This window comes from Prevotella sp. 20925_1_30 (assembly GCF_041433025.1).
In the GTDB taxonomy this organism is placed as follows: Bacteria; Bacteroidota; Bacteroidia; order Bacteroidales; family Bacteroidaceae; genus Prevotella; species Prevotella vespertina.
The window spans coordinates 114,746-130,522 of record NZ_JAPWAR010000002.1; the positions used below are offsets into that span (position 1 = coordinate 114,746).

Sequence of the window (15,777 nt, forward strand, 5' to 3'; positions counted from 1 at the left end):
ATTATTTATCTTTTAAAGAAAGCTCGTCTTTTATACTTTTCTGGTAACAATCGCGGCATAAGGGTTCGTACTCTTGTTGTTCGCCAAGCATAACCCTACGTGTATCCGCAGTGAGTCGGTGACTGACATAGGCCAAGGCTCCACACTTAACACAGATGGCGTGTACCTTTGTTACATCATCAGCTATGGCACAGAGGGCAGGCATTGGACCGAATGGAACGCCTTTATAATCCATGTCAAGACCGGCTATGATGACTCGAATACCATTATTGGCTAGTTGGTTGCAAACGTCAACGAGCCCTTCATCTAAGAACTGCGCTTCATCAATTCCCACGACATCTATATCTGAAGCTAACAATAAGATGTTACCCGAGGAGTCGATAGCTGTGGAGTGAATAGAGTTTTGGTCGTGGCTGACAACATCCTCTTCAGAGTAGCGAGTATCTATCGATGGCTTGAAGATCTCTACTCTCTGCTTAGCGAACTGAGCACGTCTCATACGGCGGATAAGCTCTTCTGTCTTACCAGAGAACATACTTCCGCATATTACCTCTATGCGTCCTTTACGACACCTTTCACCATTAAGATTATTAATTGTTACCATAATTGCTGCAAAGATAAGTATTTTCTTGGAGTTAGAGGATACTTTCCTTAGAGTTAAAGGAGGTGAGGGAGTTAAAGAAGTTAAAGACTATAGTGCTGGTTGGAGTGCTTCTTTAACTCCCACCAGCAACCTCCTTTTAACTCTTATGCTCCTTTCCTTTAACTCATCTATAGTCTAACAGGCTCCTTAACTCCTCTATTCGTTATGTAAAAAAAGCTAATTTATTTTGCCCTTCAGTGCTTTTGCTTTACATTTGCAAGCAACAATGGGAACATTATACCTCGTACCTACACCGGTTGGAAACATGGAGGATATGACGCTCCGTGCAATCCGAATATTGAAGGAAGCCGACTTAGTCTTATGTGAAGATACCCGAACTTCGGGCATCTTATTAAAGCATTTCGAGATAAAGAATCGTCTTCTATCACATCATAAGTTTAATGAACATAGTACATCAGCAGGTATCGTCAATCGATTGAAGGCTGGTGAAACCATCGCACTCATATCTGATGCAGGCACTCCAGGTATAAGTGATCCAGGGTTCTTCTTAGCTCGTGAGGCTGCAGCAAGTGGTATTACGGTACAGACCTTACCGGGTGCAACAGCCTTTGTTCCAGCCCTCGTCTCTAGCGGACTGCCCTGTGATCGATTCTGTTTCGAAGGCTTCTTACCACAAAAGAAAGGTCGTAAAACACATTTGGAGAGCTTAGCTGATGAGACACGAACAATGATTTTCTATGAATCACCTTATAGGATAGTGAAGACATTGAGCCAGTTTGCGGAGGTGTTTGGTGCTGATCGACAAGTAAGTTGTTGTCGTGAAATATCGAAGGTACATGAGGAAAGTGTTCGTGGAACGCTTGCCGAGGTCATCAAATACTTCGAGGAAACAGAGCCAAGAGGCGAGTTTGTGATAGTGGTTGCCGGTAAGGAGAAGGTTAAGTCTTCGACTAAGAAGGCGCGAAATAATATTAAAGAGTAATGTTATGAAGAAACTTTTAGTAGTGGCAGTATGTGGAGTTCTTGCACTGGCATCCTGCAATCAAGACAAGAAAACAGCATTTAATCCAGCACAGATACAGAACGATTCCTTACGTGCAATTATTGATGCTCGTGACAACGAGATTAATGACATGATGGGGACACTCAATGATATTCAACAGGGATTTGCCGATATCAATGAGGCAGAGAATCGTGTGACTATCGCCAAGGATAGCGAGAGTGAGGATAAAAACGAGCAGGTGAAAGAGAATGTGCAGTTCATTGCTCAACGTATGAAAGAGAATCGCGAACTTATAAAGAAACTGCAACAACAGTTGCGCGAGACAGGTTTCAAGGGTGATGCAATGAAGAAGACTCTTACGCAGCTAACCAATCAGTTGGTTCGTAAAGAGGGTGAATTGAAACGCTTGCGCAGTGAGTTAGAGTCAAAGAATATCCATATTAAGGAGCTTGATGAGACGATCACGGGTCTGAATACAGATGTAGAAAACCTCAAGACAGACAAGGAGAACCTTACAACAGAGAAGGAGAACCTAACGACGGAGAAAGAGAATCTGCAGAACGAAAGCAATCAGAAGACTGAAACGATCAATACGCAAGATAAGCAGTTGAATACTGGTTGGTATGTATTCGGTACTAAGAGCGAATTGAAGGGACAGCGCATTCTTGATGGAGATAGGGTATTGCAGGGTGCTTTCAACAAGAGTTACTTTACGAAGATAGATATCCGCATTACCAAGGAAATCAAACTTTATAGTAAGAGCGCACGACTGTTAACAGCGCACCCAAGCAGTAGTTACAGCTTATCAGCTGACACAAATGGTCAGTATGTACTTCGTATTACCGACCCACAGACTTTCTGGAGTACAAGTAAATACTTGGTTATTCAGGTTAAGTAACCTTATATATATAATAAGGAAGAGGCATTCTCGTGATGAGAGTGCCTCTTCTTTGTATGTGTTAGATGATTTTATGGTCATTTGTTGAAGTCTGCCAGCTTTGACGTAAGGAGCAGACTCAACATGATAAAGGTGGAACCAATGGCTAAACTAATGTATTTAATGTTGTTGAGAAGGACTATGATAAACTCCGAATTAGAACCTTGCTTAAGTGATTCTGTTAGGTCGGGTAGAGTGAAGCTCGCAATAGTGACAATACTTCCTAATAGGATTCCAATTGCCAGCATGACGATGGAGAACCTTTTGTTCTTACGTTTCTCCTCACGTTGATAAGCCTTTACCTCATCAATAAGAGCCATCTGGCGGTGTAGTCTTTGCATGAAGTCTGCATCGTCGGTGAGCTTTGGCTGATAATCAGACAGCAGGTCTTTTAAGTATTTATCTTCGTCCATCTTTCAATAAGCGTTTTAGTTGTTCCCGTCCTCGGGATAGTTGTTTCTTAATCGCATCCTCACTGTTATCGGTTATCTCTGCAATCTCTTTGATTTGATATCCTTGCATATAATAAAGGAGAATACTGGTTCTTATCGTTTCAGAGAGTGTCGCTAATGCCGCATGAAGAGCTTGATAACGGAAGCAATCATCTGCGTTTGCTGTTCCTTGAAGCGCAAACACTTTCTCTAAAGATAGTTTACTCTGCTCTTTCTGTTTACGTTTAGCATCAATAAAGATATGGTATGCAATCTTTAATAACCATGCCGAGAACTGTCCGCGTTCATCATATTGCTCACAGCGGAGGTAAGCCTTGATAAGAGTCTCTTGTGCAATATCGTCAGCCTCAGTGCTGTCTCCGCAGCACAAAGCCATCAGGAACCGACGTAGATGAGCCTGTTCCTGATTGACTTGATTGACGAATTGATTCCTGGTCATACGCTCTTATTCGTTCTCTGAAACCTGATCAAGTGACTTCTTACCGCTTTTGTAAGCTACTAACAGACCAATCCCAATTGCTAAAGGAACTATTCCAAAGATCGCAAGGAAACCGATATCCATTCCTTCATACCCATTGATGAAGCTCGTTGTGACTGTTGCTATAATACAGACAGCCCCTCCGATTAAACAAATGGTACCCCATAAGATTTCTTGATGTAGCCTATTAAGCATCCTCTCTTTGTATGTCTTCTGTGGAGGATTAAGTTTGCTTAGGAACTCTTGTACGTCAATATCGCTGTTCTTCTCTATTGCAGCCATGACAATCTCAGTTCTTTTGTTTGTTTCATGCTGCTTCTTTTTATAGGCAATGTAGGCGATTGCAATAGGAAGTACTACAACTATTCCTAAAGGAACGATAATTGCTGTGAGTGTGCCAAGTGTTACTGGATTCATAACTTTATACTTTTTAATTTGTTATACATTGGTTGTGAATATTGAACCGATTCGTATGTATAACGAGAGTTAGGTGTAAAAGGTGACATTGATTATTAAGTTTTTTATCATGAAAGGCTATCTTCTCTCTTGGAAGAAACGTTGCATAAGAGCCTTACACTCCTCTTCTAGGACGCCAGAGGTTACATTTGCCTTAGGGTGGAACGCCTTAGGAGCATATTCATGATAGCCTCGCTTTATGTCAGGGCATCCATATACAATGCGTTGAAGTTGCGCCCATCCGATTGCTCCTGCACACATGATGCAGGGCTCAACAGTAACATATAGCGTGCAATCTTGTAAGTACTTACCTCCTAACTCGCTCTCCGCAATCGTGATGGCTTGCATTTCTGCATGGGCAGTAACGTCGTTCAAGGTTTCAGTGAGATTGTGGGCACGAGCTATGATACGTTCTCGACATACTACGACAGCCCCTATTGGAATCTCACCTTCACGATATGCAGCCTTCGCTTCATCGATTGCGCGCTGCATAAAATACATGTCTTTCTTTATTTGCTCATCGGTACTCATGCCACAAAAATACGTGTTTTATTTTGATTATACAAAACTTTGTCCTATCTTTGTGGTGCAAATAATAATGTGAGAAAGGCGCATGGCATACCATAATGATCTAGGTAAATGGGGCGAAGAAGTTGCTGCTAACTATCTTCAACAGCAAGGTTATACCATCTTACATCGCAATTGGATGTATCAACACCGTGACTTAGATATTGTTGCAATGGACGCTGGAACGTTGGTGATTGTGGAGGTGAAGACACGAAAGGACGAACGCTTTACCAATGCCGATGCAGCAGTAACACCACAGAAGGTGCGCTCCTTGTCTCTTGCAGCTAATGCTTACGTCAAGAGATATAATATAAGTTTGGAGATACGATTCGATATTATCACCATCGTTGGATGCCCTGATGATAAGCACGAAGTACGCCATGTGAAGGGTGCCTTTCTACCTTTTATATAATAGATAGCTATCATTCATGAAAATTATAGATGCAGTATTAGGTCTTTTCAAGCCTTCAGTCGTAGAAAAGAAGCAAGAAGTAAAGGTCATTCGATTACCAGAAGTGGATAGTACAAATAACTTCTTACGTAACTATACACCTGCGGAAGATGAGCCAATAACTGTTGTGGTGGCAGAACACCAGACCTCTGGACGGGGTCAAGGAACTAATACTTGGGAGAGCGAAAGTGGTAAGAACCTATTATTCTCCATCCTTGTGCATCCTACAATGCTGCCTGTCCGCAGTCAATTCTTGCTCTCCGAGGCAGGAGCCTTAGCTTTGAAAGAAGCCTTATCAAGCTATGTTGCGGATGACATACGCCTCAAGTGGCCGAATGACATCTATTGGAAGGATAAGAAACTGAGTGGAACTCTGATTGAGACCAAACTTAGTGGCGGACATATAAAGGATTGCATCTTTGGAGTAGGGCTTAATGTTAACCAATCCACATTCGTTAGTGATGCTCCTAACCCCGTCTCTCTCTGCCAGATCTTAGGGCATGAAGTAGATAAGGAAGAACTCCTCAAGCAGATAATCGCTAAGTTCCAAGAGTGTTATCACCTGTTAGAACTAGGCGGATACAATGATATTAGTGCAATGTATCACGAAGCTCTGTACCGTAAGGGAGGCTTTCATCGTTACCGCGACATAGATGGCGAGTTTGAGGGAGCCATCCTTGAGGTAGAAGATGATGGACATCTCATCCTAAGAGACCGCAGTGGAATGATTCGTGAATACCAGTTTAAAGAAGTAGAATTTATTGTTTAATAAGATACATAAATGGCAAGATTCAAACGTATACTATTGAAGCTCTCTGGTGAGAGCCTTATGGGTAAGCAAGGATTCGGCATAGATCCAGAACGCTTAAGTGACTATGCGAAGCAGATAAAGGAGGTGCATGACATGGGCGTGCAGATAGGTATCGTTATCGGTGGAGGTAACATCTTCCGTGGATTAAGTGGTAGTCAGAAAGGTTTCGACCGTGTGAAAGGCGACCAGATGGGTATGTGTGCCACTGTAATTAACTCCCTCGCACTCTCTTCAGCACTTGAGGCAATCGGCGCAAAAGCCAAAGTTTTGACCGCAATTCGTATGGAACCAATAGGTGAGTTCTATAGTAAGTGGAAGGCTATTGAGGCTATGGAAGCCGGCTATGTATGTATTTTCTCTGCTGGAACAGGCTGCCCTTATTTCACAACTGATACAGGTTCTAGCCTCCGTGGTATCGAGATAGAAGCCGACGTAATGCTAAAGGGTACACGTGTAGATGGTGTTTACACAGCTGATCCAGAGAAAGACCCAACAGCGCAGAAGTACTCTGAAATCACCTATGATGAGATTTACAACAAGGGCTTGAAGGTAATGGATCTTACAGCAACGACGATGTGTAAGGAGAATGACCTACCTATCTACGTCTTCAACATGGATGTTGTTGGCAACCTCAAGAAGGTGATGGACGGCGAAGATATAGGTACATTGGTTCACAATTAAGCTATATCTTGAAGGTAATTAAAGTGATAAAATCAAGACAGCTATGGAGTGTCTATGCTTCGATAAGTTGCTTATGGCACTCTTGCTGCGTAGTGATTTTGGGCTTATGAACCTATAATCTGTAAATAATTCAACGATATATAGAATTAATTGTTTACCTTTGCAAGCGAATTTTTAATCGTACAAATCAATGAACAAGAGAAATACATTACTGTTTATCTTCATGCTGTTCGTTAGCATTACAGCTTTCGCACAACAGAAGCCAGCACACTTTACTGTGCAACAGAAACAAGTGTCTCCAACAGAGGTAGACCTCATCTTCTCTGCAAAGATAGATGCGGGCTGGCATGTCTATTCGACTAACTTACCTGCAGATGGACCTACGTCTACTACTTTGCATATAGAGAAAGCTGAGGGTGTGACGCCCGTTGGTAAACTCACGGCACGTGGTAAGGAATTGAATGTCTTTGACAAGGCTTTCGAAATGAAGCTCCGCTATTTCGAGAATAGTGTTAGCTTTATTCAACGTTATAAGATCACGGCAAAGACATACACAATCAAAGGTTACTTAGAGTATGGTACTTGTAACGACGAGATGTGTATGCCTCCAATGCAAGTGGAGTTCAACTATAAGGGGAACGGCTCTGCTGAAGCTCCCGCTGCGACGCCAGCAAGCACATCAACTACCACCGATAATACTGCGTCAGCTGCTACTCCGGTAGCAGCTGATGGTTTATCTGCACTAGCTGCAATGACTGCTGATACGGCAAAAGAGGCTACCACGGCTAAGATGGACTCAACTACTGCAACGGCTCAAACGGCTGTTCAGAGTACGCCAGACGCTGATTTGTGGACGCCGGTAGTAAAGGAGTTGGCGGCATTCAACAATGCGCAAAATAACAAGAGCAACTCTCTTTGGTACATCTTCTTCATGGGTATCATAGGAGGACTCGTCGCTCTGCTCACCCCTTGCGTGTGGCCAATCATACCAATGACCGTTAGTTTCTTCCTAAAGCGTGCGAAGGACGACCGCAAGAAGGGTATTCGTGATGCCATAACATACGGTATCTCAATCATAGTAATCTATCTCGGCTTAGCGTCAATCGTAACAGCTGCATTCGGACCACAGAAGTTGAATGAGCTAGCAACCAATGCTCCGTTCAATATCTTCTTCTTCCTTCTGCTGTTAGTATTCGCCTTTAGTTTCTTTGGTTGGTTCGAACTCCGATTGCCATCATCGTGGGGCAATGCAGTAGATAACAAGGCGGCAGCAACCACGGGCTTGCTTTCAATCTTCCTTATGGCGTTCACCTTGTCACTGGTAAGTTTCTCTTGTACAGCACCTGTTGTGGGACTTTTGCTTGTCCAGGCAGCCACAAGTGGTGACTGGGTAGCTCCAGCAGTGGGAATGTTTGGTTTCGCTTTGGCGTTAGCCCTGCCTTTCACGCTCTTCGCCCTCTTCCCATCTTGGTTGAAGCAAGCACCTAAATCAGGTTCATGGATGAATATGATTAAGGTTGTGTTAGGCTTCATTGAATTGGCATTCTCGCTGAAGTTCCTCTCAGTAGCCGACCTCGCATACGGATGGCATATCCTAGATCGTGAGACATTCCTATCTATTTGGATTGCGCTCTTCGGGTTGCTCGGTCTCTATCTCATAGGAAAACTCAAGTTCCCACACGATGATTCTGATCAGAAGGCAATGCCTGTACCAGCCATTATGCTAGGTCTTTGCTCATTAGCATTCTCCATTTATATGGTTCCAGGGCTTTGGGGCGCACCTTGTAAGGCGGTTAGTGCTTTCGCACCACCTATCAATACGCAGGATTTCAATCTAGCTCCACAAACCGTACATGCACAATATACCGATTATGAAGAAGGCATGCGCGCAGCTGCAGCAGCTGGGAAACCTGTCTTGATAGACTTTACTGGCTTCGGATGTGTTAACTGTCGTAAGATGGAGGCATCGGTATGGACAGACTCCCGTGTAGCTGATAAGCTCATGAAGGATTATGTGCTCATCTCGCTCTATGTAGATGATAAGACTCCGTTGAAACAGCCTGTAGAGGTGAAACGTCCTGATGGTACTACCCGCACTCTGCGCACTGTGGGCGACAAGTGGAGTTATCTTGAGGAAACGAAGTTCGGTTATCTCGCACAGCCCTTCTATGTGCCATTGGATAATGCTGGTAAGCCTCTCAATGGTAGCTTCAGCTTCAAAGAGGATGTGAATGCCTATCTTGACTTCCTGGATAAGGGGCTTGAAAACTACAAGGCAGGTAAGTAATCAACTTAACAAGACTTACGCTTAATCCCTACCAATGGTTAGTTTCAATCGTACTGGTAGGTGAGAGAAGATAATAATAATGGTGTGATGGCAATTTGCCGTCACACCATTATCGTTTCTAATAGCGTCTGCGTATGCCTCAAAATGACACGTATGTGTCAGCGAAATAACACGTATGTGTCAACCCACGTGACACATACGAGTCAAGTGCGTAATACGTATGTGTCATTTTACGGCGCATATATGTGTCACAAAATCCCTCTATTATCATTGTTTGTTGTTGGGTAGGCGATAGCCTTCATCTTATCCATCGTCTAGCTGTGGGAACTTCCGTTTCTAGAAGAAGAGAGCAACGGAAGAGGGAAGCACCAAAAAAGCCATATTAAGGAGTCTTTGTGCGACCACCTAATATGGCTTACTTTTATGATTGCTGTATCGTTAGACGTTTATAGCAATGCTTTGAATTTCTCGTCAAGCACAGCCTTTGACGCAGCACCCACGAACTTATCTACTAACTCACCGTTCTTGAAGAAGAGGATTGTAGGAATGTTGCGCACACCGAAATCGATAGCTACATCATCGTTCTCCTCAACATCACACTTACCAACAACGATCTTTCCATCATATTCCTCAGCGAGTTCAGAGATGATAGGACCGACCATCTTGCAAGGGCCACACCATGTTGCCCACAGGTCAACTACTAATGGTAAGTCACCATTCTTATAAGTCTCTAAGTTCTCGGTAGTGATTTTTACTTCCATGTCTTTTTGTTTTTTATAATTATACTGTTTGTTATTAAACTAATATCTCACGCTTATGTTATATCAAAGTGTATGCCACCTTTATATATAGCTAATTGATGTGGAACTCCATCTTGTTGCTGGCAGTGATAAAGTCTATCAACTTTCGGTCTACATTGACTCCCTTGTTTCGACTCTGTAGAGTGACAATCGTGTTCTCTAAGGTGCGTAGCTGAATAAACAGCTGTGTTTTGCCTTGGTGCTCATCTATCACCGTTGATAATTCCGATACGAGTTCATCATCTAAAGATGAGGCATCCATTGAGATTGTAAACCGCTGTAACTTATGCTCTTTTACATCATAGAGTTGCTCCACATTCTGTACTTTCAGTTCCAATAACGATGGGTTATTGCGGTAACGTGGCTGACATTTAGCCGTTATATAAATGCTGTAATTAGGTTTTAGAACGTTATTCCATCTTGCCCAATCATCACCGAAGAGAGCTAACTCGCCCGTTCCCTCGAAGTCTTCTATCGTCACAAAGCCAAAGGGTTTACCCGTTTTCTGTGAGAAACGCTCGTTCACTGCCGTGACGATACCCCCGAATGTCACCTCGTCAGTCTGGGATAGTTTGGTCATGTCAGCGTTGCGTCCAATCATGGAACAGCGTGTGTTACACATATTGTTGAGTACGACGCTATACTCATCCAATGGGTGAGCTGACAAATAGACACCTACTAACTCGCGCTCCTTATTGAGCTTCTCTATCGTCGGCCACTTCTCCGTTTTGGGGGCAACAGGATGTATGACATCAACAGCGTTCATGTCGCCGAAGAGAGAGTTTTGTTGCTGTGCTTTCTCCAACTGGAATAGCTGTCCGTAGCGTACAAGCGTATCAAGGAATATGCTGTCTCGCCCTGATGGGGCAAAGAACTGCTCTCTCAGTAAGCCGAAACTATCGAATCCTCCGCTGTAAGCTAGGCTCTCAAACGCCTTACGATTCACATTGCTAAGATCGACACGTTCCGCAAAGTCGTATATATCCTTATAGGGTCCGTTCTTCTCTCGTTCACGTACTATACTCTCGGCAGCACTAGTTCCCATACCCTTGATAGCAGCTAGACCAAATCGAATCTCACCTTTCTTATTAACACCAAAGCCGATTTGACTCTCGTTGATATCAGGGCCGAGCGTCGCAATCTTCAATGCTTTGCACTCCTCCATCAGCTTGGTTATCTCCGTGATCTGGCTGAATCGACGCGTCATTAACGCAGCCATATATTCGGCTGGATAATGTGCCTTCAGGTAAGCAGTCTGGTAAGCCACCCACGAATAGCACGTGGCGTGCGACTTGTTGAAGGCGTAACTAGCAAACTTCTCCCAGTCACTCCATATCTTCTCTAATATCTGTGGATCATGCCCATTAGCCTGTCCTTGCTTGATGAACTTCGGCTTCATCTGGTCAACGATAGCCTTCTTCTTCTTACCCATCGCCTTACGTAAGGCATCACTCTCACCACGAGTAAAACTTGCTAACTGGCGACTTAGGAGCATCACTTGCTCTTGATAAACCGTGATTCCGTATGTATCCTTGAGATACTTCTCCATACATGGGATGTCATACTTCACCAGCGAAGGATCGTGCTTACGCTTAATAAAGTCGGGGATATAGTCCATTGGACCAGGACGATACAGCGCATTCATGGCTATCAGATCTTCAAAGACTGTTGGATGAAGCTCACGGAGGTACTTCTGCATACCAGCTGATTCAAACTGGAAAGTACCTATTGTCTGACCCTTCTGATATAATTGATAGGTCAGTTCATCATCTATAGGAATGTTGTCGAGATCAATAATATCACCCGTGGTCTGTCGGATAACTCGACAGGCTTCTTTCAGCTCTGACAATGTTTTCAGACCTAGGAAGTCCATCTTGATTAAACCTGTTGACTCAATGACATGACCATCGTACTGCGTTACTGGAACCTTCTTCTCGGGGAAGTCAGGGTCGGTTGCTGTGGATACAGGAACCCAATCATCAATAGGATTACGACAGATGATGAAACCGCAAGCATGTATACCCGTATTGCGCACAGTGCCCTCAAGCATCCTCGCATACTTTATGGTGTTTCGTTCTCGAATATCCTCACTAACCTCTGCATCCTGTAGCTGTGGGGTACACTTGATAGCATTGGCTAGATTCATCTTCATGCCATCTGGCAAACGATCAGGTATCGCCTTGCACAGCTCGTTAGCAATCGCTATAGGTAATTTCTCTACACGGGCAACATCCTTGATAGAGTTCTTTGTCGCCATTGTACCATAGGTGATGATGTGCGCACAATTCTCATGTCCATACTTATCCATCACCCATTGCAGCACACGCCCACGCCCATCATCATCGAAGTCAGTATCGATATCAGGGAGATTCACACGATCGGGATTAAGGAAGCGTTCGAACAGTAAGTCGTACTTCAGTGGGTCGATTTTCGTTATTCCTAAACAATAGGCAACAACAGAACCTGCAGCTGAACCACGACCCGGTCCTACCATAACCCCTAATTCTTGCCGTGCAGCATTGATAAAGTCCTGTACTATGAGGAAGTAACCAGGAAAGCCCATGGTCTTCATGACGTGTAGCTCGAACTTTATATGACTCGTCACTTCTTCTGAAAGAGGATCACCATATAACTTCTTTGCACCATCATAAGCTAGTTTCGCTAGATAATCGGCTTCAAACTTGATACGATATATCTTCTCATAACCGCCTAATCGCTCTATAACCTTTTGTCCTTCTTCGGGTGAGAGAGGATTCTCGCCATTCTCATCGGTGGTGAACTCCTTGTATAAGTCTTCCTCCGTGAATTTCTTTTCCCACTCTTCTTCTGTTCCAAACGACTCTGGGATAGGGAAGAAAGGCATGATAGGACCATGGTCAATACTATAAGGCTCAACCTTATCTAGCACCTCCAGTGTGTTTGTCAATGCCTCTGGTATATCCGAGAAGATGTCATTCATCTCCTGACGAGTCTTAAACCACTCCTGCTTGGAATAGCGCATACGCTTAGGATCGTCCAAGTCCTCACTCGTTGATAAGCATAGTAAATGGTCGTGAGCCTCGGCTGTTTCCTTATCTTCAAAGTGACAGTCGTTCGTACAAACCACCTTTATTCCATATTCCTTAGCGAACTGCAACAATACTTTATTAGCTTTTTGCTGCAGGGGAAAAGCCTCTCGATTGGCAAGGATTGTTGGGTCTTTCACCTCATGACGTTGCAACTCTAGATAGAAGTCATCGCCGAATACACGATGATACCACTGGCATGCTTCGCGCGCACCATCGATATCTCCGTGGATAATCTTATTAGGAATCTCACCAGCAATACATGCCGAACATACGATCAAGCCCTCATGATACTTCTCCAACTCGGCTCTGTCTGTTCTTGGACGATAGTAATAACCATCCACCCAAGCATGGGATACGAGTTTTATAAGGTTCTTGTAGCCCTTATAGTTCTTTGCTAACACGATAAGATGGTATCCAGAGTTATCATGCATGGACTTGTCTTTGTCATGCATAGTGCGTCGTGCAACATACATCTCACATCCGAAGATGGGCTTGAAAGGCTCTTCACCATTCTTCTTACGCCCCTTGTTGACCTTAGCACAATAGTCCGAGAATTCTTTAATACCGAACATTACGCCATGATCTGTTATCGCCATACCCTTCATTCCATCAGCGATAGCCTTATCAACAAGCCTTGTCACCTTCGATTGACCATCGAGGATGGAGTAATTAGTATGTACATGTAAATGTATGAAATCTTCCATTAAGCTACGAGTTTTGAGCTGTAAAGTTACGATGAAAAGCCCATATAGCCAAAAGAATGATTATGAAAATTTGTAGAAACGAGCAAAAAGAACTACCTTTGCAACCGATACAAAACGTCGATTTAACGTCCATGGGGAAAATTAAAAAGAAGCTCAAGAAGATAAGAATACATAGAGAAGGAACAAATACGCTGCTTTATGGCGGTATATGTTTAGCCCTTATTGCGTTGGTTCTATGGTTTGCAGTTCCGTCAAAGATACCTTTCTGGATCTTTGCAGTAGTGTTTGGTACAGTCTATGGTATCGTTTTAAACTTCTATAGGTGCCCTATTCGCTATTTTGGTAGTGAAGAGACCGAAGGGATTGTGGTGGCTCCTGCGGATGGTCACATCGTAGTTATAGAGGAAGTAGACGAGAATACATACTTCCATGAACGCCGTTTAATGATTTCAATATTCATGAGTTTATGGAATGTACACGCTAACTGGTTCCCTGTTGATGGCGTAGTTAAATCGGTACAACACTTTGATGGTAACTTCCATAAGGCTTGGCTTCCCAAGGCAAGTGAGGAGAATGAGCATGCTGATACCATTATCACTACTCCTGATGGCACTGATGTGTTATGTAGGCAGATTGCTGGTGCTATGGCACGACGCATTGTGACCTATGCTAAGGAGGGTGAGGAATGTTACATTGATGAGCATCTTGGTTTCATCAAGTTAGGTAGCCGTGTTGATATCTTCCTCCCTGTTGGCTCTGAAGTATGCGTTAAGATGGGGCAGGCAACAACTGGCGACCAAACGATTATCGCTAAGTTGAAGCCGAAAAAATAAACGGATAATAATGAAGAAACATATTCCTAACAGCATAACATGCTGTAACTTGATTTCAGGTTGCATTGCGACGGCATTCGCCTTCACTGGTGATATAAAGGTAGCATTGCTGTGGATTATTATAGGAGCAGTCTTCGACTTCTTCGATGGCATGACAGCTCGACTCTTACATGTTAGTTCTCCTATTGGTAAGGAACTTGATTCTCTTGCAGATGATATCACCTTTGGAGTAGCTCCCTCTACTATTATCTTTAGTCAACTACAGCTGATGAGCTATCCAGACTTCCTTGAGCCGCTACGTCCTTACCTTCCTTTCGTGGCTTACATCATGGCTGCTTTCTCTGCATTGCGCCTTGCAAAGTTCAATTTGGATGAGCGACAAGCACTCGGATTCATCGGTTTGCCGACCCCTGCAAACGCTCTCTTTTGGGGTTCGTTACTTGTTGGTATTGGCGAACAGATGTATTATCGCCCTTGGACACTATACCTAATTCTGATTGGGATATTGGTTAGTTCATGGCTACTTGTATCCGAGATACCTATGTTCGCACTGAAGTTTAAGCATTGGGGAGTGAAGGGTAATGAGGTGAAATACCTCTTCTTAGTTACTTGTGTTCCGCTTGTTGCTATCTTTGGTATCACGTCTTTTGCTATTATAGTTGCTTGGTACGTTGTGTTATCAATGATAGTTAAACAGCAGACAAGTAAGTCATAATACAAAGGAGACATTATGGTACATGATTTCTTAAGGTTTGCTTTCAGTTTGTTCATCTTCTTCCTCATCATGATGGGATGGGTTGCTTATGCTTTCTATAAGCGAGTAACACGTATTCGGGAGCAGTTTGATCCATACAGACAACAGAGAGGGACACATTCAAATGAGCCAACAATTACAGATAACAGACCTTTAGAGGAACGTAATAAACAGGTTATTCCAGATAGTGAAGGGGAATATGTTGATTTCACGGAAGTAGACGATAACAAGTCATAAGACTTCACTTACACTATTAATAATCACAAGAAAGAGAGTATATCAAGGTTTCGTCAAACTAAAGATATGCTCTCTTTCCTTTTAAGAGAGCCTCTCCTTCATACGAAGAAACGCCCTCTTTCTATCAAGAAGGGCGTTTCCTTTCATTCATTCTTTATTGTTTATGCTTCTAATGAATGATTAGTAGAACTTGTCTTTGGGCTTAATCATGTAGTTAGCATGTCTTGTTTCGTTGGTTTAACACGTCAAGAGCCTACTGCCATCAGGCTGTTCTTCAATCGTAACTTTGATGACGTTCTCCGGAAGAACATCCTCAACGAGCTCTGGCCATTCGAGTAGACAGAGGTTACCACTATAGAAGTAATCCTCATAACCCATGTCATAAACCTCTTCCAACTTCTTTATTCGATAGAAATCAAAGTGATAGATAGGGTTGTCATTGCCGTCTGTATACTCGTTGATGATGGCGAATGTAGGGGAAGTTATGACGTCTTTAACCCCTAGAACTTCGCAAAGTGCCTTGATAAAGGTGGTTTTGCCTGCTCCCATCTTACCATAGAAAGCGAACACCTTGCCATCTCCCATTCCTTGAATAAACTCCTTTGCAGCCTCGTGAATGGTATCGAGACTATTGATTCTAATTTCCATATTGCT

17 protein-coding genes are annotated in these 15,777 nt (G+C 43.3%); 9 read left to right on the plus strand and 8 right to left on the minus strand.

Annotated elements, in window-relative coordinates; genetic code table 11:
* Position 1: 1 nt before the first annotated feature.
* Positions 2–604: a thymidine kinase gene (locus O3603_RS01535; RefSeq protein WP_009435653.1), complete on the minus strand. Its 603-nt coding sequence runs from the start codon at positions 602–604 to the stop codon at positions 2–4.
* A 265-nt stretch (positions 605–869) separates the two neighbouring features.
* Here O3603_RS01535 and rsmI point away from each other — a divergent pair, with 265 nt between their 5' ends.
* Positions 870–1,586 carry a 16S rRNA (cytidine(1402)-2'-O)-methyltransferase gene (gene rsmI / locus O3603_RS01540; protein WP_371519851.1) on the plus strand — a complete coding sequence of 239 codons (717 nt, stop codon included), beginning with the start codon at positions 870–872 and terminating at the stop codon, positions 1,584–1,586.
* 4 nt (positions 1,587–1,590) lie between these two features.
* Positions 1,591–2,505: a hypothetical protein gene (locus tag O3603_RS01545; RefSeq protein ID WP_009435654.1), complete on the plus strand. Its 915-nt coding sequence runs from the start codon at positions 1,591–1,593 to the stop codon at positions 2,503–2,505.
* A gap of 77 nt (positions 2,506–2,582) precedes the next feature.
* Here O3603_RS01545 and O3603_RS01550 read toward each other — a convergent pair whose 3' ends face one another.
* The 4 genes from O3603_RS01550 to O3603_RS01565 form a co-directional block, all read right to left on the minus strand.
* Positions 2,583–2,957 carry a PTS cellobiose transporter subunit IIC gene (locus O3603_RS01550; RefSeq protein WP_371519854.1) on the minus strand — a complete coding sequence of 125 codons (375 nt, stop codon included), beginning with the start codon at positions 2,955–2,957 and terminating at the stop codon, positions 2,583–2,585.
* Positions 2,944–3,435, minus strand: a complete 492-nt coding sequence (locus O3603_RS01555; protein ID WP_371519856.1) for an RNA polymerase sigma factor — start codon at positions 3,433–3,435, stop codon at positions 2,944–2,946. The genes O3603_RS01550 and O3603_RS01555 overlap by 14 nt, the downstream gene beginning before the upstream one ends.
* 6 nt (positions 3,436–3,441) lie before the next feature.
* Entirely contained in the window at positions 3,442–3,891 is a 450-nt protein-coding gene (locus tag O3603_RS01560) for a hypothetical protein (RefSeq protein WP_371519859.1), read from the minus strand.
* A 117-nt stretch (positions 3,892–4,008) separates the two neighbouring features.
* Entirely contained in the window at positions 4,009–4,461 is a 453-nt protein-coding gene (locus O3603_RS01565) for a nucleoside deaminase (protein ID WP_371519862.1), read from the minus strand.
* 82 nt (positions 4,462–4,543) lie between these two features.
* Here O3603_RS01565 and O3603_RS01570 point away from each other — a divergent pair, with 82 nt between their 5' ends.
* The 4 genes from O3603_RS01570 (at position 4,544) to O3603_RS01585 (ending at position 8,727) form a co-directional block, all read left to right on the plus strand.
* Positions 4,544–4,909 carry a YraN family protein gene (locus O3603_RS01570; RefSeq protein ID WP_371519865.1) on the plus strand — a complete coding sequence of 122 codons (366 nt, stop codon included), beginning with the start codon at positions 4,544–4,546 and terminating at the stop codon, positions 4,907–4,909.
* Between the two features lie 16 nt (positions 4,910–4,925).
* Positions 4,926–5,717 (plus strand): biotin--[acetyl-CoA-carboxylase] ligase, encoded by a 792-nt coding sequence (locus O3603_RS01575; protein ID WP_371519868.1) that lies wholly within the window; start codon positions 4,926–4,928, stop codon positions 5,715–5,717.
* 12 nt (positions 5,718–5,729) lie between these two features.
* A complete protein-coding gene (pyrH, locus tag O3603_RS01580) occupies positions 5,730–6,440 on the plus strand; it encodes a UMP kinase (RefSeq protein ID WP_004383793.1) in 711 nt (236 codons plus the stop codon).
* 190 nt (positions 6,441–6,630) lie between these two features.
* Positions 6,631–8,727 (plus strand): cytochrome c biogenesis protein CcdA, encoded by a 2,097-nt coding sequence (locus O3603_RS01585; protein WP_371519871.1) that lies wholly within the window; start codon positions 6,631–6,633, stop codon positions 8,725–8,727.
* 446 nt (positions 8,728–9,173) lie between these two features.
* On the opposite strand, the gene trxA is transcribed toward O3603_RS01585, so the two are convergent.
* Positions 9,174–9,488, minus strand: coding sequence for a thioredoxin (gene trxA / locus O3603_RS01590; protein ID WP_009435672.1), 315 nt, complete (start codon positions 9,486–9,488; stop codon positions 9,174–9,176).
* Between the two features lie 91 nt (positions 9,489–9,579).
* Positions 9,580–13,299 (minus strand): DNA polymerase III subunit alpha, encoded by a 3,720-nt coding sequence (gene dnaE, locus O3603_RS01595; RefSeq protein WP_371519874.1) that lies wholly within the window; start codon positions 13,297–13,299, stop codon positions 9,580–9,582.
* A gap of 131 nt (positions 13,300–13,430) precedes the next feature.
* On the opposite strand from dnaE, the gene O3603_RS01600 reads away from it, so the two are divergent.
* The 3 genes from O3603_RS01600 to O3603_RS01610 are packed head-to-tail and all read left to right on the plus strand — an operon-like array spanning position 13,431 to position 15,123.
* Entirely contained in the window at positions 13,431–14,132 is a 702-nt protein-coding gene (locus O3603_RS01600) for a phosphatidylserine decarboxylase family protein (protein ID WP_009435658.1), read from the plus strand.
* 10 nt (positions 14,133–14,142) lie between these two features.
* Positions 14,143–14,847: a phosphatidylcholine/phosphatidylserine synthase gene (locus O3603_RS01605; RefSeq protein ID WP_009435660.1), complete on the plus strand. Its 705-nt coding sequence runs from the start codon at positions 14,143–14,145 to the stop codon at positions 14,845–14,847.
* A gap of 15 nt (positions 14,848–14,862) precedes the next feature.
* Positions 14,863–15,123, plus strand: coding sequence for a DUF4834 domain-containing protein (locus O3603_RS01610; protein WP_314517565.1), 261 nt, complete (start codon positions 14,863–14,865; stop codon positions 15,121–15,123).
* A gap of 237 nt (positions 15,124–15,360) precedes the next feature.
* On the opposite strand, the gene tsaE is transcribed toward O3603_RS01610, so the two are convergent.
* Complete coding sequence (gene tsaE / locus O3603_RS01615; protein ID WP_371519878.1) at positions 15,361–15,771, minus strand: tRNA (adenosine(37)-N6)-threonylcarbamoyltransferase complex ATPase subunit type 1 TsaE; 411 nt, start codon at positions 15,769–15,771, stop codon at positions 15,361–15,363.
* Positions 15,772–15,777: the final 6 nt, after the last annotated feature.

What these genes read in the sequence shown, in the direction of transcription:
- O3603_RS01600 (WP_009435658.1), top strand. Translation starts at nt 13,431, where the DNA reads ATGGGGAAAATTAAAAAGAAGCTCAAGAAGATAAGAATACATAGAGAA.
- O3603_RS01565 (WP_371519862.1), bottom strand. Translation starts at nt 4,461, where the DNA reads ATGAGTACCGATGAGCAAATAAAGAAAGACATGTATTTTATGCAGCGC.
- O3603_RS01605 (WP_009435660.1), top strand. Translation starts at nt 14,143, where the DNA reads ATGAAGAAACATATTCCTAACAGCATAACATGCTGTAACTTGATTTCA.
- O3603_RS01585 (WP_371519871.1), top strand. Translation starts at nt 6,631, where the DNA reads ATGAACAAGAGAAATACATTACTGTTTATCTTCATGCTGTTCGTTAGC.
- O3603_RS01550 (WP_371519854.1), bottom strand. Translation starts at nt 2,957, where the DNA reads ATGGACGAAGATAAATACTTAAAAGACCTGCTGTCTGATTATCAGCCA.
- O3603_RS01545 (WP_009435654.1), top strand. Translation starts at nt 1,591, where the DNA reads ATGAAGAAACTTTTAGTAGTGGCAGTATGTGGAGTTCTTGCACTGGCA.
- O3603_RS01535 (WP_009435653.1), bottom strand. Translation starts at nt 604, where the DNA reads ATGGTAACAATTAATAATCTTAATGGTGAAAGGTGTCGTAAAGGACGC.
- rsmI (WP_371519851.1), top strand. Translation starts at nt 870, where the DNA reads ATGGGAACATTATACCTCGTACCTACACCGGTTGGAAACATGGAGGAT.
- O3603_RS01575 (WP_371519868.1), top strand. Translation starts at nt 4,926, where the DNA reads ATGAAAATTATAGATGCAGTATTAGGTCTTTTCAAGCCTTCAGTCGTA.
- O3603_RS01570 (WP_371519865.1), top strand. Translation starts at nt 4,544, where the DNA reads ATGGCATACCATAATGATCTAGGTAAATGGGGCGAAGAAGTTGCTGCT.
- dnaE (WP_371519874.1), bottom strand. Translation starts at nt 13,299, where the DNA reads ATGGAAGATTTCATACATTTACATGTACATACTAATTACTCCATCCTC.
- pyrH (WP_004383793.1), top strand. Translation starts at nt 5,730, where the DNA reads ATGGCAAGATTCAAACGTATACTATTGAAGCTCTCTGGTGAGAGCCTT.
- O3603_RS01610 (WP_314517565.1), top strand. Translation starts at nt 14,863, where the DNA reads ATGGTACATGATTTCTTAAGGTTTGCTTTCAGTTTGTTCATCTTCTTC.
- O3603_RS01555 (WP_371519856.1), bottom strand. Translation starts at nt 3,435, where the DNA reads ATGACCAGGAATCAATTCGTCAATCAAGTCAATCAGGAACAGGCTCAT.
- tsaE (WP_371519878.1), bottom strand. Translation starts at nt 15,771, where the DNA reads ATGGAAATTAGAATCAATAGTCTCGATACCATTCACGAGGCTGCAAAG.
- O3603_RS01560 (WP_371519859.1), bottom strand. Translation starts at nt 3,891, where the DNA reads ATGAATCCAGTAACACTTGGCACACTCACAGCAATTATCGTTCCTTTA.
- trxA (WP_009435672.1), bottom strand. Translation starts at nt 9,488, where the DNA reads ATGGAAGTAAAAATCACTACCGAGAACTTAGAGACTTATAAGAATGGT.